The sequence below is a fragment of the Nitrospirota bacterium genome (assembly GCA_040754395.1).
Taxonomy (GTDB): domain Bacteria; phylum Nitrospirota; class Thermodesulfovibrionia; order Thermodesulfovibrionales; family SM23-35; genus JBFMCL01.
Genome location: JBFMCL010000006.1, coordinates 108,395 through 122,178 on the forward strand (window position 1 = coordinate 108,395; position 13,784 = coordinate 122,178).

General features: G+C 44.7%; 15 protein-coding genes. 7 read left to right on the forward strand and 8 right to left on the reverse strand.

The genetic code is table 11. The annotated features are described in order from the left end of the window. Positions 1-36 precede the first annotated feature (36 nt). A complete protein-coding gene (locus tag AB1552_04705) occupies positions 37-624 on the reverse strand; it encodes a D-sedoheptulose 7-phosphate isomerase (protein MEW6053078.1) in 588 nt (195 codons plus the stop codon). A gap of 274 nt (positions 625-898) precedes the next feature. Between AB1552_04705 and AB1552_04710 the strand changes: the two genes are divergently transcribed. After that, entirely contained in the window at positions 899-1,099 is a 201-nt protein-coding gene (locus AB1552_04710; protein MEW6053079.1) for a cold-shock protein, read from the forward strand. 79 nt (positions 1,100-1,178) lie between these two features. Continuing rightward, the gene (locus AB1552_04715; protein ID MEW6053080.1) at positions 1,179-1,688 is read left to right on the forward strand and encodes an NUDIX domain-containing protein; all 510 of its coding nucleotides are present in this window, start codon (positions 1,179-1,181) and stop codon (positions 1,686-1,688) included. 10 nt (positions 1,689-1,698) lie between these two features. On the opposite strand, the gene AB1552_04720 is transcribed toward AB1552_04715, so the two are convergent. From AB1552_04720 to AB1552_04730, 3 genes are all read right to left on the reverse strand, one after another. Next, positions 1,699-2,709, reverse strand: coding sequence for a hypothetical protein (locus AB1552_04720; GenBank protein MEW6053081.1), 1,011 nt, complete (start codon positions 2,707-2,709; stop codon positions 1,699-1,701). 135 nt (positions 2,710-2,844) lie between these two features. After that, on the reverse strand, positions 2,845-4,227 hold the full coding sequence (gene argH / locus AB1552_04725; GenBank protein ID MEW6053082.1) for an argininosuccinate lyase: 1,383 nt from the start codon (positions 4,225-4,227) through the stop codon (positions 2,845-2,847). Continuing rightward, positions 4,224-4,730 (reverse strand): DUF4388 domain-containing protein, encoded by a 507-nt coding sequence (locus AB1552_04730; GenBank protein ID MEW6053083.1) that lies wholly within the window; start codon positions 4,728-4,730, stop codon positions 4,224-4,226. Before AB1552_04730 ends, argH begins: the two co-directional genes overlap by 4 nt. 170 nt (positions 4,731-4,900) lie before the next feature. On the opposite strand from AB1552_04730, the gene AB1552_04735 reads away from it, so the two are divergent. From AB1552_04735 to AB1552_04745, 3 genes are read left to right on the forward strand one after another with little or no spacing between them, the layout of a single operon-like run. Then, positions 4,901-5,824, forward strand: coding sequence for a MoxR family ATPase (locus tag AB1552_04735; GenBank protein MEW6053084.1), 924 nt, complete (start codon positions 4,901-4,903; stop codon positions 5,822-5,824). After that, positions 5,821-6,834 (forward strand): DUF58 domain-containing protein, encoded by a 1,014-nt coding sequence (locus AB1552_04740; protein MEW6053085.1) that lies wholly within the window; start codon positions 5,821-5,823, stop codon positions 6,832-6,834. The genes AB1552_04735 and AB1552_04740 overlap by 4 nt, the downstream gene beginning before the upstream one ends. Beyond that, positions 6,818-8,743, forward strand: coding sequence for a DUF3488 and transglutaminase-like domain-containing protein (locus AB1552_04745; GenBank protein MEW6053086.1), 1,926 nt, complete (start codon positions 6,818-6,820; stop codon positions 8,741-8,743). Before AB1552_04740 ends, AB1552_04745 begins: the two co-directional genes overlap by 17 nt. 9 nt (positions 8,744-8,752) lie before the next feature. Here the strand turns inward: AB1552_04745 and AB1552_04750 are convergent, their stop codons facing one another. Genes AB1552_04750 through surE form a run of 3 tightly spaced genes read right to left on the reverse strand, consistent with a single transcriptional unit; the run spans position 8,753 to position 11,585 of the window. Beyond that, the gene (locus AB1552_04750; protein ID MEW6053087.1) at positions 8,753-9,430 is read right to left on the reverse strand and encodes a protein-L-isoaspartate(D-aspartate) O-methyltransferase; all 678 of its coding nucleotides are present in this window, start codon (positions 9,428-9,430) and stop codon (positions 8,753-8,755) included. Continuing rightward, positions 9,427-10,809 carry an NAD(P)/FAD-dependent oxidoreductase gene (locus tag AB1552_04755; protein MEW6053088.1) on the reverse strand — a complete coding sequence of 461 codons (1,383 nt, stop codon included), beginning with the start codon at positions 10,807-10,809 and terminating at the stop codon, positions 9,427-9,429. The genes AB1552_04750 and AB1552_04755 overlap by 4 nt, the downstream gene beginning before the upstream one ends. An 8-nt stretch (positions 10,810-10,817) precedes the next feature. Next, the gene (gene surE, locus AB1552_04760; GenBank protein MEW6053089.1) at positions 10,818-11,585 is read right to left on the reverse strand and encodes a 5'/3'-nucleotidase SurE; all 768 of its coding nucleotides are present in this window, start codon (positions 11,583-11,585) and stop codon (positions 10,818-10,820) included. A 306-nt stretch (positions 11,586-11,891) separates the two neighbouring features. Here surE and AB1552_04765 point away from each other — a divergent pair, with 306 nt between their 5' ends. Together AB1552_04765 and AB1552_04770 are read left to right on the forward strand one after the other, a co-directional pair. Next, positions 11,892-12,338: a helix-turn-helix transcriptional regulator gene (locus AB1552_04765; GenBank protein MEW6053090.1), complete on the forward strand. Its 447-nt coding sequence runs from the start codon at positions 11,892-11,894 to the stop codon at positions 12,336-12,338. A gap of 158 nt (positions 12,339-12,496) precedes the next feature. Continuing rightward, the gene (locus AB1552_04770; GenBank protein MEW6053091.1) at positions 12,497-13,042 is read left to right on the forward strand and encodes a PilZ domain-containing protein; all 546 of its coding nucleotides are present in this window, start codon (positions 12,497-12,499) and stop codon (positions 13,040-13,042) included. A 65-nt stretch (positions 13,043-13,107) separates the two neighbouring features. On the opposite strand, the gene AB1552_04775 is transcribed toward AB1552_04770, so the two are convergent. Further along, entirely contained in the window at positions 13,108-13,611 is a 504-nt protein-coding gene (locus AB1552_04775) for a response regulator (GenBank protein MEW6053092.1), read from the reverse strand. Positions 13,612-13,784 lie beyond the last annotated feature (173 nt).

Below are 13,784 nucleotides of genomic sequence, written 5' to 3' on the forward strand. Positions count from 1 at the left end.
ATGAAAAAATCAACGCATATGTGCAAAAAAAGACTGTTATCTTTTTCTCGGCGCCTCGAAGAGAATCTCCTCGACCATCTGGCAGAGGATATGTCCGAGTACAATATGGGTTTCCTGAATCCGTGGAGTATTGTCAGACGGGACAACAAAAGAAAATGTTGATCTGGATGCAACCTTCTCTCCTTTGGAGCCTGTAAAAAACACTGTTGTGAGTTTCTTTTTTTTCGCAACTTCCATGGCCTTGAGGACGTTCGGAGAGTTTCCGCTTGTGCTTATGCCAATTACAACGTCTCCTTCTTCAGAAAGAGCCCTGAGCTGCTTGGCAAAGATATCGGAAAAATCATAATCATTGGCTATTGAGGTGATAACCGCCATATCCGTGTTCAGCGCTATTGCCGGAAGCCCCGGACGTTCCTTTTTGAATCTGTTCACAAACTCTGCTGCAATATGAGACGCATCGGTGGCGCTGCCGCCATTGCCGAAGAGGATCAGTTTGTAGCCATCGTTAAAGGCATTGGCGATAGTTTTTGCAACATCAAGGATTTTTTCGATGGTTTTTTCATTGATGAATTTTTCCTTGACCTGTATGCTTTCCTCAAAAGCCCTGCGTATTTTCTCTTTCATGTGAATGAAGATGACCGGAATAATTGTATTTCATTAGAGTAACCAAACCTGAGGCATATGTCAATCAATACCTATTTCGTACTGATTCACACATGAGGCGAGGGGGCAATGCAAAACCTTGTGATAATCCTTGACCTTTTTAACATTCCTGTGTAATACTATTTTCGAAGTTTCGGAAGTATTGTTGTAAATGGCTTCAAGGACGTTGGACTTTGTAGCTTTTATACCATTATTCCGTAATCTTCTATTATTATTATCAAGGAGGTGTAGCAGAATGGTAAAAGGGACCGTTAAATGGTTCAACGAGTCCAAAGGATTTGGATTCATTACCAAGGAGGATGGCGGAGATGTGTTTGTTCATTATTCCGCAATTCAGGGAAATGGATTTAAGACACTGACCGAAGGTCAGGCAGTCAGCTTTGATGTTGTTGATGGTCCGAAGGGCCCCAAAGCAGAGAACGTTACGAAAATCTAACCAAAAAATGCAGGTTCCGGATCCCCGGAACCTGCACTATCAACTCCCTCTCTTTACTATTTTCTTTCAATATCAATAAATGGAAACTGAAGAGCACCTCGATATAGTAGATTATCAGGGGAATGTCATCAGATCTGCTCCAAGGTCAGAGATACATGGAAATCCTTCCCTTATCCACAGGGTTGTGCATATTCTCGTCTTCAACACAAAGGGTGAGATTCTTCTTCAGAAACGCTCCCAGCTCAAAGATGTGGCGCCCGGGAGATGGGATACATCAGTCGGTGGACATGTGGGGCTTGGAGAAGAGCTCGCTGTTTCGCTGCAACGGGAGATGCATGAAGAGCTGGGAATTTCAGGATTGGAGTCTGAATATCTCTATGCATACATTCACACAAACCATTACGAAACAGAACTGGTTACCACATACAGATGCATCTATGATGGAGTATTTTCTTTCAACAGGGAAGAAATTGACGAGGTAAGATTCTGGAGTTTTGATGAAATTCGCGAAATGATAGGGAAAAAGCTGCTGAGCGATAACTTTGAACATGAATTCCGGAAGTATCTCCAGTATATGGGAATGCCTTAGTCAAGCATGTTTATCTCTGCTTTCTGAACATGATGTCCCTGATCTCTGCTGCCGGGCCTTCCTTCGAGGGGCCGACGGCAGTTACCCTGTAGCTCCTCGCTACAGAGGGGGGTGCAGTATCAATGAATGAAGGAATAACTGTCTCACCGATCAGTACGTATGGTGCCTCACTGCCTATTTGCCGGTAAATACGATACCCGGTCAACCATGTTTCTGCGGGTTCTTTCCAAATGAGATAAACCTTTTCTCTGGTTGAAACCGCCTGTAACGATGAGGGAGCAGATGGCATGAACTCGGAAGGATCGACCATGATTTCTGAAGAAGGAGGTCCCTCATTGCTGATGTTCGTTATCTTGAGGCTCCTGACCGTATAATAAACTGTTTTGCTGATATGGAAGGAGTCATTAAAAACTGGCATCCTGAGGGGATCTTTATTAAGAGGAACAGACGTAAAAGAGGCTTCTTTTTCTCTTTTGTATATATTAAACAATACTCCTTCTCCCGGGCTGTTCCACATAATTCTCAGCGTATCATTTCCCGGACTGTAGGTAAGGTTTTCGGGAGGTGATGGCAGTTCAGAGGGAGTTGCTTCCAGCAGGCGTGAATCATCACTTGTCACGTCTTTCAGGCTCAGCGTAACAATCTTGTATCTGTATAATACGCCTGTCTGAAAGTCGGAGTCTTTGTAGGAGCGAATGGTGTTTGCAAGAAACGCGGTTTTTTTGAACTCCCCGTTTGCAGACTTGAAGAGAATAAATCCCTTTACCGAGGATTCCTTATTCCTGGGAAATGCCCATGAAAGGAGGATATCTGATTCTCTGTGAACGGCTGTAAAATCCGAAGGAGGTTCCGGTTTTTCGTACAGACGTAATGTAGGATCGCCTTTCTTGCCACAGGAACAAAGAAGAAAAAATGCGGTAACCATCAGGCAGGAAAGAAGAATAAGAGAAATCAGCCGTATGTTGTTATGAGGCGCACTGATCTGGCGATAAGGATTGTCATTGCGTGCGTTATGAAGCAATCCCGCCTTCTCATGGGAGAAGGATGCGAACCTTCCATGTGTGCGCAATATCACGTTTGTCAACCGTTTGAGATGCTTATCACAGGATCTGGGAAGTATATTATTCATACATATTGCCGGATTCGTACCTGATGTTTACTTCCTGCGGCCGACTAATTTCAGAAGTCTTTTTATCTGTTTTTTCACCTCACGGGGAGAAGTGCTGCCGGGTGTCTGCTTGTTTCTGACCGATGCCTGAGGCGAGAGGCAGGAATAGACGTCATGCGAAAATGCATCAGAAAACCTGTACAATTCCTGCAAACTGAGATCTTCAAGCCTTTTCTTCTTTTTCAGGCAGAAGAGGACGATTTTCCCGGTTACCTCGTGGGCTTTTCTGAAAGGAACACCTTTCTTTACAAGATACTCAGCGAGATCGGTTGCCGTAGCATATGCGTCACCGGCAGTGGCAAGCATTCTCTTGTCGAAAAACCGTATGCCGGGAAGCATTTCAATCAGAACCGCAAGACATGATTTGACAGTATCAACAGTATCGAATAACGGCAATTTATCTTCCTGCATATCCCTGTTATACGAAAGGGGAAGTCCCTTCATAACCGTCAAAAGGGCCAGGAGATTTCCGTATACCCTTCCGGACTTTCCCCTTATGAGTTCTGCAACGTCAGGATTCTTTTTCTGGGGCATTATGCTTGAGCCTGTCGTAAACGCATCGGGCAGGTTAATGAACCTGAATTCTTCTGATGACCAAAGTATCAGTTCCTCTGCAAACCTTGACAGATGCATAATCAGAATAGAGGAGTCGGACAGAAATTCTATGGCAAAATCCCTGTCCGAAACCGCATCAATACTGTTCCATGCAATACCGTTAAAACCCAGAAGTTTGGCAACATAGTGACGGTCAATCGGAAGTGTGGTTCCGGCAAGCGCACAAGAACCCAGGGGAAGCTGATTTATGCGTTTCAGAGAATCGCTGAACCTTTCAACATCTCTTTGCAGCATCTCAACATAGGCGAGAAGGTGATGGGAAAGGAGCACAGGCTGCGCCCTCTGGAGGTGCGTGTACCCCGGGAACAGAAGTTCCAGATGGTGAGATGCGATGGAGAGCAGGGTATTCTGCAGCTTTCTGATCAGCGATATCACTTCTTCCGACTCAGCCCTGAGATACAACCTGAGATCCAGAGCAACCTGATCATTTCTTGAACGGGCAGTGTGGAGCCTTGCACCTGCATCGCCGGTTTTTTTAATGAGGGCAGATTCAATATTCATGTGGATATCCTCAAGATCCTGCCTGAATGAAAATTTGCCAGCTTCAATTTCCCCTGCGATCTCTTCAAGACCTTTTATGATCTTCACGGAGTCCTTCTGAGAAATGATGCCCTGTTTGGCGAGCATTCTGGCGTGAGCGATGCTTCCGCGGATATCATGCATCCACAGACGGTGATCAAATGAGACCGATTCCGTAAAGGTCTCAACAATTCTGGAAGTATCTTCGCTGAATCTGCCTGACCATAATTTTTTCATATGCTTTTCTTGAACCCCATTCTCATGTCTTCGAGTTCCCTGAACACTTCGTAGATAATCTCTGTAGTGTTCAGTTTTATCGGACCCTTCATGACATACTGGGGAACAATTCCCTCAATGAATTCAAACCACCCTTCATTCCATGAGATGGCATCAAGGAGAAGTTCCTTTGCGAAACGGACCATTATTTCCGTAAGCAGTTCAAGTGAAAAGTAATTCAGATCAATAAGCCTCTGCGTGAAAGGCAGCTTCATTGTCTGGCTCTGTTCAAGGGCTGACCTGATATTGTTGATATCGAGGAATGATCCCCGGGCGATGTATTCTCCGAGTCGTTCCCCTTCCTTGTTTGATGAGACATATACGATTTTGCCTTCTTCGAGATAAATCTTTTTGTCGACACCATGGAAGCTGGCATTGAGAGTTCCCGATTTTCTTGAAAGATCAACCCATTGCAGAAGATCCGTCAAGGGCATTACTGATATGTCGCCTTTTATCGAAGCCACGTTGACCCTCCCGAAGCAGTATATATACTTGTCTGAATTGAAATCTATAATAAAGGTAGGAAAAGGTACTGTCAAGATACATGCAGCCATTCGACGAAATATAGGCGATAGCAGAGCCATGCATTGCTTGAACCTTGAGATAAGCGGATAAATTACGATAGAGTAAAGATATGCCGAATGTATCGCTCCAGGCTTTACAGGAAAAAATAGAATCTATCATCAAAGGCAAAGGCAATGTGGTAAAAATGGCATTGCTTGCCCTGCTCGGACGGGGACATCTTCTTATAGAAGATGTCCCCGGTGTCGGCAAGACAACTCTTGCGTTCACGATTGCAAAAGCCACAAACTGTTCTTTTCAGCGTATCCAGTTCACCAGCGACCTTCTCCCTACAGATATTCTAGGAGTTAACATATACAACCCTGACCGTAGGGAGTTTGAGTTCAGACGCGGACCGATATTCACCAATATCGTCCTCGCCGATGAGATCAACAGGACTAATCCGAAGACTCAGTCGGCTCTTCTTGAGGCGATGAATGAACGGAGGGTTTCAATAGAGAGAAAAACATATGTTCTCCCGGAACCGTTTATGGTAATTGCGACCCAGAATCCCCTTGAATATCATGGCACTTTTCCTCTTCCCGAGAGCCAGCTCGACAGGTTCATGATGCATTTAAAAATCGGATATCCGACTCTCTTATATGAAAAAAAAGTAATCTTCGAACAGTCCAGCTTCGAGGATATTGAATCAATGGAACCTGTCATTTCTGCTGATGAAATCATTAAGATGCAGAGGGAAGTTGATCTTGTGAGAGTTGACGACAGTCTTCTGGATTACCTTATTCATATAATCAGGGAAACACGGACGAACGATCATATCCGGCTCGGAGTCAGTCCGAGAGGAGGACAGTTTCTCCTGAAAACCGCGAAGGCGAACGCATATTATGAAGGAAGGGATTATATCGTCCCGGGAGATATCAAGGAAACCGCCCCCCTGGTTCTTGGCCACAGAGTCATTCTTAAGACAAGGACATATTTTTCAGACGCGGAGAGAGTGATAGAGGAAATTCTCGAAAAAATACCTGTCCCTCTATGAAGTCAAGCAGGGAAGGCAAACGATTTATCCTTGCCTCGGCGCTCATCGCTGTCGCTGCTTTGAATACCGGCAATAATCTTATTTACCTTATCCTTTCCATGATGCTGTCCATTCTTCTCCTCTCGGTTCTCATCCTCCATATCAACCTCAAAGGGTTGAAGGTAAGGGTATCCCAGACCCAGCCGATATTTTCCAATCAGAGGGGAATGGTAGACATAGCAGTGACAAACCTGAAGAAAAGGATTTCTTCATATTCAGTGAAAGCGTTCATAGGGGAAGAAATAATAGGTAGCGGGTATTTTCAATGCATACCTCATTCAGCAGTCATAGTAAATCGCGTCTCCGTTATATTTCAGAAAAGAGGCATGTATGGACATGACTCATCCGCCCTCGAGTCTGGGTTCCCCTTCATTTTTTTAACCAAGAAGACGCGTCCCGGGACGGAAGGCAGTGTCATAGTTTACCCGGAAATCCGGGAATCGGACAGATGGCTTTCTGAAATGTTAAGAGATGGCTATGAGCGCCTGCTTCCAGGTTCGGGAAAGTCAGATGAGTTCTCAGTGATAAGAGAATTCAGATATGGTGACGACTGGAGAAAAATTCACTGGAAGGCTTCAGCAAAGACAGACAAAATGATGGTTATGGAATATGCTGCAGATGAGCCGAAAAAGATTACGGTAATTCTCGATAACCTGAAACCTCTGTATCCCGAATCATTTGAAAAGGCTGTATCCCTTGCAGCAACAATCTCCGACAGGTTTCTGAGAGAGGATTTCTTTGTTAGGCTCCTAACCTGCAGGAAAGTCATCCCTTTCGGGTCCGGAAGGGATCATCTCCTGAAGATTCTCGATATCCTGGCGGTCATTGAGGGACAGGAAAGCTGGGAATGTCCGCTGTCTACTGAAGCCATCCCTGAAGGCTACTCTGTGCTCATACTGAATTCAGCGCAGTCACCGCTGAAAAAATTCATTTCATCCAGTAACGCGGTTATTTATGCCTCAACTTTATAAAGGACTGACATTTATCCTTGCCCTTGCAGGATGCATCAGCCTGTTAATCTCAGGAGAGATAAACTATTTTCTTTCTTTTTCTGCTCTTGCGCTATTCGCCGGGTATTACCGGTTCTTCAGGAATTTGCCCCATGCGCCAAAATGGGTCATCGGTGGTCTTTCGGGTCTCACACTTCTGGTATTCCTGATAGATTCACTTATGATATCGGATGATTATTTTATCGCTGTTGCGCATCTCACAATCACGTTTCAGGCAATAAAAAGTTTTGATTTGAGAGAGCCATGGGATCATCTGCAGGTATATTTCATGTCCCTTCTGCAGCTTATTGTTGCTTCAGAGCTTACCCATTCGATTGCATTTGGTTTCATCTTCGTCCTGTTTCTCATTGCCCTTGTTGCGGCCATAGTCTATGCCCATTTTGTAAAGGAAGGAAAATCGCTCGGGGTAAGCATATCACGACCTGTTCTTGCCATCTCCCTTATGGTATTAATGCTGACTGCAGTATTGTTCGTTTCAATCCCCCGTGTTACAGGCGGGTTATGGGGAAAGACGCATAAAAAGGGGATACGGACGATAGGTTTTTCAGAACGGGTCGATTTCGGGTCATTCGGAGATCTCAAATCAGATTCAACAATAGTCTTGAGAGTCGAACTCGCAGGAGAATCACGACGTCCCTATTACTGGAGGGGAATATCCCTGAACGATTTTGACGGAATATCCTGGAACAATACCATGAGTGTGAGAGAAGGTATTTACCGTGATGGCGAAAGGTTTCTCATAAAGCCTTTTGAGGAGGCTATGGCTGTTATCCAGAAGATCTATCTTGAGCCGATGGATACAGATGTGATATTCGGTCTGACCGAGATGAAAGCGGTCGAGTCACAGGGGAGGGTGATTCTGACCGATCGTGCAGGATCAATTTTCATGCCGTTAAAGAAGGGCAAACGGTTCAGTTATGTTGCCTACAGTGTGCCGGGAGATATTCCTGTTACAGGCACATTTGAAAGTTATCTGCAAATACCTCCGGGAGTGGAAAAAATCTCGAGGCTTGCAAGAAGTCTGGTTACGGAAAACGAGAGCGATATCGAAAAGGCGGTGAAAATTGAAAAATATCTCAGAGATAACTATTCTTATTCCCTGTCCGTGCCAGAACCACCGAGAGGGATTAATCCGGTTGAAGACTTCCTGTTCAGGACAAAAAGGGGTTACTGTGAACATTATGCGACTGCGATGGTACTGATGATGCGTTCGATAGACATTCCCGCCCGCATTGTTACCGGGTTTCTCGGGGGTGAATTAAATGAAATTGGAAACTACCTGATCGTCCGTCAGAGCGATGCGCATTCATGGGCAGAAGCGGCAATTGGCGGCAAATGGAAGCTGTTTGACCCCACGCCCCCGGTGTCACTGTCACGTTTTTCGGGATCGTCGCTTTTTCTTGACATGCTGAAAATGAAATGGAGCAGATATATTGTGTCGTTCAGTACAGATGATCAGAAAACAATAGTAAAAACGTTTACGATTCCGAAACGTCTGACATTTGCCGAAGGGTTCAGAGCAAAGAAAATAGTATCTGATGCACTGCGTTTTCTGATACTTATGCTTATATGCATAGCATTGTTGACAGGTATGTATTTCCTCAGGAGAAGGTATCCGGGAAGATACAGTTTCGTTACCGCACAGTACATTTCCCTGAGAAAGTATCTGAAAAAGAAGGGAATGGATATCAATCCGTCTCTCACTTCCTCGGAGATACAAAGGGAGGCTGCAAGAAATGGACCAAGTCTGATCAGGGAGTTCCTCATCATTTATGAAGAACACAGGTTCGGAGGAAAGAAGATGACCGGACAGGACAGGGAAAGATACAATCTTTTACTGAAAGAGATTAAAAAACAGATATCCCGATGATTTTACGGTTCATGTGCTGAAAGGATACGTGTCAAGATCTTCCGATCCCCAGCCGAACGCACCGATCAGAGGCACAAATACACATGGCGTATGACGTTCTTCGGAAAAAGTGCCATGAGGCGACTTTCTGACTTTGAGAAGCTGCTGTGAAAACCGGTCTCCTACCGGTGCAATCAGGATTCCGCCCGGCGCAAGCTGATCCTTCAGAGGGGCAGGTATTTTCGGAGTTCCCGCAGTAATCAATATCCTGTCGAACGGTGCGTTTTCAGGAAGCCCTTTAGTACCGTCACCAATCTTTACATGAATGTTATCGTAATAAAGCGATCTGAACTTTTTTTCTGCGCGTTCTGCAAGCGGGGGAATACGTTCTATGGTAAAAACTTCACCCGATAGTTCCGCAAGTATCGCTCCCTGGTAGCCTGATCCTGTCCCGACTTCCAGAACTTTTTCCATACCTTTCAGTTCGAGAAGTTCAGTCATTATCGCTACCATGAATGGTTGCGAAATTGTCTGCCCTTCACCGATCGAAAGGGCCATATCGTCATAGGACCTGTGCTGCATGGATTCGTCAACAAAAAGATGTCTCGGGACTTTTTTCATTGCGTTGATGACGCGCTCGTCTTTTATGCCCCTCGCGATCAGCTGGGTTTTGACCATCATATCCCGCAGTGAGGCGAAGTCTTTCATGGAAGTTTTGCACCTGCTGCCCGTGCAGCGATTACCCCTGATACAGAGGCCTGAATAAGTCCCCTGCTGACTCCGGCTCCATCACCGATCGCAAAGAGATTGTCAACCTCGGTCTCGAGTGAATCTGAAAGTTTCGGCAAAACCGAATAGAATTTGACTTCAGCTCCGTAAAGAAGGGTGTGCTCCGAGTTCACTCCAGGAGCGACTTTATCAAGCGCATCAAGCATTTCGATGATATCCGAAAGATAACGGTATGGCAGGACAAAACTCAGATCTCCCGGTGTTGAGTCTCTGAGAGAAGGGGTAACCTTGCCTTTTTCTATACGTTCGCGGGTAGAACGTCTTCCCTGCCGCAAATCGCCCAAACGCTGGACAATTACTCCTTTGCCGATAAGATTTGCAAGTCCTGCAATATATCTTCCGTAGAGAATCGGTTCATTGAATGGCTCGGTGAAGAACGTGCTGACGAGCAGTGCAAAATTGGTATTTTCAGATTTGCTGTTTGCATAACTGTGACCGTTTACGGTCCAGATTCCCTTAAGATATTCCTTTACAACTTCACCCCGGGGATTGACGCAGAATGTTCTGACCATATCGTTGAATTTTCTGGAACGGAATATCAGTTTAGGCTCGTAGGTGATTCTCGTGATAGGATCAAGGACAGCGGCAGGCAGTTCGACTCTTATTCCTATATCTACAGGATTCTTGAGCAGGGTAAGTCGAAGCCGCTTTGCTTCTTTTTCGAGCCATCTTGAACCCTCACGTCCCGGAGCAAGAATTACAGCGGATGAGAGAAGCTTTGTGCCACTCTTCAAGGTGACGCCGGCTGCACGCCGTTTTTCTATTATAACCCTTTCTGCTTCAGCGCCGAAAAGCACTTCGATCCTGCCGGAAAGCGAATCCCTGATATTCTTTAGCACTGTTCTGCAGCGGTCGGTACCGATATGCCGTATTCTCGTAGGAATGAACGTAAGATCATTCTCTGACGCGAGCTTTGCAATTCTCTCTATTTCTCTGTCGTCGTTTCCGTAAATTGTATGCGGAGCGCCGTGCATGACATATGTATCATCGACATAATCGATCAGAGATTCAAGCGTATTCCTGTCAAGATACCTGAGAAGGTGACCGCCGATATCCGGGGAAAGATTCAGTTTCCCGTCACTGTACGCACCCGCACCTCCCCAGCCGCTGAGAAGCGCACATTCAGGACATGTGGCGCACGAGATTTCTTTTACTTTCATGGGACATGACCTCTGATCGATGTTTTTTCCCTTCTCAATGATAAGAATCTTCAGATGAGGCTTTTGTTGCAATAGCTCCATGGCAGAAAAGATGCCTGCGGGTCCTGAACCGACTATTATTACGTCGTACCTTTTCATATATGGGGTTAACCGAGGCTGAAGGAAAGCCTTTGTTTCAGGAAGTTCAGTGCTTCATAGTTTGTAAGGTCAAGATGCACAGGGGTTATGGAGATACGGTTGTCCTGAACGGCCTGAATGTCGGTATCCTCTCCATGTTCCCAGAAAGGCTTCCCCCCGCCTATCCAGTAATGTTTTTCTCCATGGGGATCGTAGGTGTCCTGAATAGAATCGTCATAAATGCGTTTCCCCTGTCTCGTAATTTTTATGCCTTGAATCCGGCTGACCGGCACATCGGGCACATTAATGTTGAGAAGGGTATCATAGGGAAGAGAGTGTTCAAGGACATATTTCCCTATTTCATATGCTGTTTTTGCAGCAGTTTCAAAGTTCCAGGAAGATCTGCACTGGTTTCGAATGACGAGTGAAACGGCAAAGGCAGGGATGCCCATAATAGTGCTTTCTATCGCAGCAGAAACGGTTCCTGAATAGGTTATATCGTCACCGAGATTCGCCCCTTTGTTGATTCCCGAAACCACAAAGGCAGGTTTTGCGGGAAGGATCTTATTGACACCAATCGCTACGGCGTCGGTAGGTGTTCCGTTGATGCTGTATACCTGGTGTCTGATCTCTTCTACCCTGAGGGGCCTGTGCATGGTAAGCGCATGACTTACTGCGCTGCGTTCGCGGTCAGGAGCAACAATATAGGCGTTTCCAAGCTGTTTCATGGCATTAAAGAGAGAAATTATGCCAGGAGAATATACGCCGTCGTCGTTTGTCACAAGGATTAATGGCATCAGGATTATTGTATCAGAATAACACGTCTGTGTTAAACGGAAAATACATGACGCAGAAAAGTGTTTATGCAGTATTTGCGATAGGGAAGAACCCATATGGAAAAAATCGCACATCACGGATGTAATTCAATAAGTTCACGGATTTGCTATAATAAAAACCAATATGGAAATGCTCTCAATGCAGCGGAATATCGTTCGAATATGAGAGAAATCATTAACATAATTATGGATAAAATGCCTTTGGGGATCATGCTCTATAATCAGAGAATGGAGAATGTTTACTGCAACAGGAGAGCAAACAGTTTTTTGAAAAGATATGCGCCTCCGCGTGAGATTTACAATATAGGCAAGAGAATCTTTCAGGCGATAAAAAAATCAAAACTGCATGAGGAGTTTCCCGGAGAAGTTGTCCTGACCAAGAGCCTCTACGGCTCTTCCAGCAACTGGATATTCAAGTTTTTCATATGTGAATCTCATCAACCCCTTGTGGGGGTCTTCATAATAGAAGAGTCCATCTCAAATAAGATTGACATGAATCAGATCAGGCAGCAGTTCAAACTAACGCGCAGAGAGACAGATGTGCTCAGAAGGGTTCTTGACGGGTTGAAAAATATTGAAATTGCAGATGATCTCGAAATATCCGAGCAGACTGTGAAAGACCATCTGAGCAATGTGTATATGAAAACCGGTGTTGAGAACAGATTTGCTCTTATCAGATCACTTATCAAGCCATCTCAAATTGGATATACTTAGTAATTCCCTGTGACAGAAGAGGCGTGCATCCTACGCCGGTAGGATTGACTATATATCTTCGTATTGAAATACTAGAGAGAAAAGAGGCTTGTAGATATATAATTAGCAATTGCTTATAGTATTGTTCCTGGACATATTGTCTCTGATGTTGAGTATTAATGGAAGGTTACAGTAAAAAGACTGCCATGAAGAACAGAAGAAGACATGAAAGGTTTCGTGCAGAGATACTCGAGATCAAAGGGAAGATGCTCCTCGCCAAGCATGTAAAGATTCTTGACATCAGCGCTGGCGGAATATCATTGAAGGCGGACAGAAGATTAAACATAGGACATGAATATTCCCTGAGAATTGAGGGAAAGGGAAGGAGCTTTCAGGTAAAGGGAACAGTTGTGTGGTCTTTGCTTGGCGAATCCATGGAAACCCTTGGTGGCGAAGTTGTTCCGGTATACAAGGCCGGCATGAAATTCACAGACGTTTCAGAATCCACATATCATGCAATAGGCAGTTTCATATCGCTTTACAGGCAGGAATCTGAAAAACTGTATGCCACAGAGCACAGAGATATCAGCCGTGTATTGCTGGCTTTGCAAGAAGAAGAGGCAGAGAGTCTCAGAAAAATCGCAAATAATGGCGATGCCTCTTCCCTGCCAGTGGATGAACCGCACAGTAAATATATGTTTTCAGATATCGTTAGGAAACAATGACTCCGTGGGTTGTTCAGTTCCGTGTATAGCGTTACAGCAATTCCGGGGAACCCAAAGTAATACTATTATCCGTGTCCCTTTGACTCTTTAAGCTTTTCTTTTAGTTCCTCAATCTGATCCATGAGCTGTTTTATTTTGAGTTCCCTGCCGATTGCGATGTCGTAGAATTCTTCAAGTTCTCTGAGACGTTTTCTGAGGTCTTCACGGATTTTCATCTGATTTATCCGTGCTGAAAGTTCCTGCAAAGAGAAGGGCTTTTTAATAAAATCTGTCGCACCGGCCCTGATGGCAGCATCATAGGAAAAATCATTTGTTAATCCAGTCATGATAATGATTTTCAAATCAGGTCTGAGATGCTTGACCTTTTTCGTCATTTCAAACCCGCTCATTCCATGCATATTGATGTCTGTAACCATTAAATCAAAATTGGCCTTTTCGATTATTTCGAGCGCATCCCGTGCATTAGAAGCGGTTTCGCAATCGTATCCTTCCAGGCTGAGGCTGTTCCGAAGCATATTGAGTATAGTTATATCGTCATCGACAATGAGTATGGTGTTTCTGTATTTCATTCTGTATATGTGATGTCCATAGCCTTCAGTGTAAATAAAACATAATATCATTACTGTCCGGTTAAAATAGAGCCCCTTGGATAGGAGTGTCCTCGCTTATTTTTAATCTATCAGGCTTTAATGTAAGGATATCTATGATAGCCTTTCTTTCGAAAAGCATTTCTCGTATAACA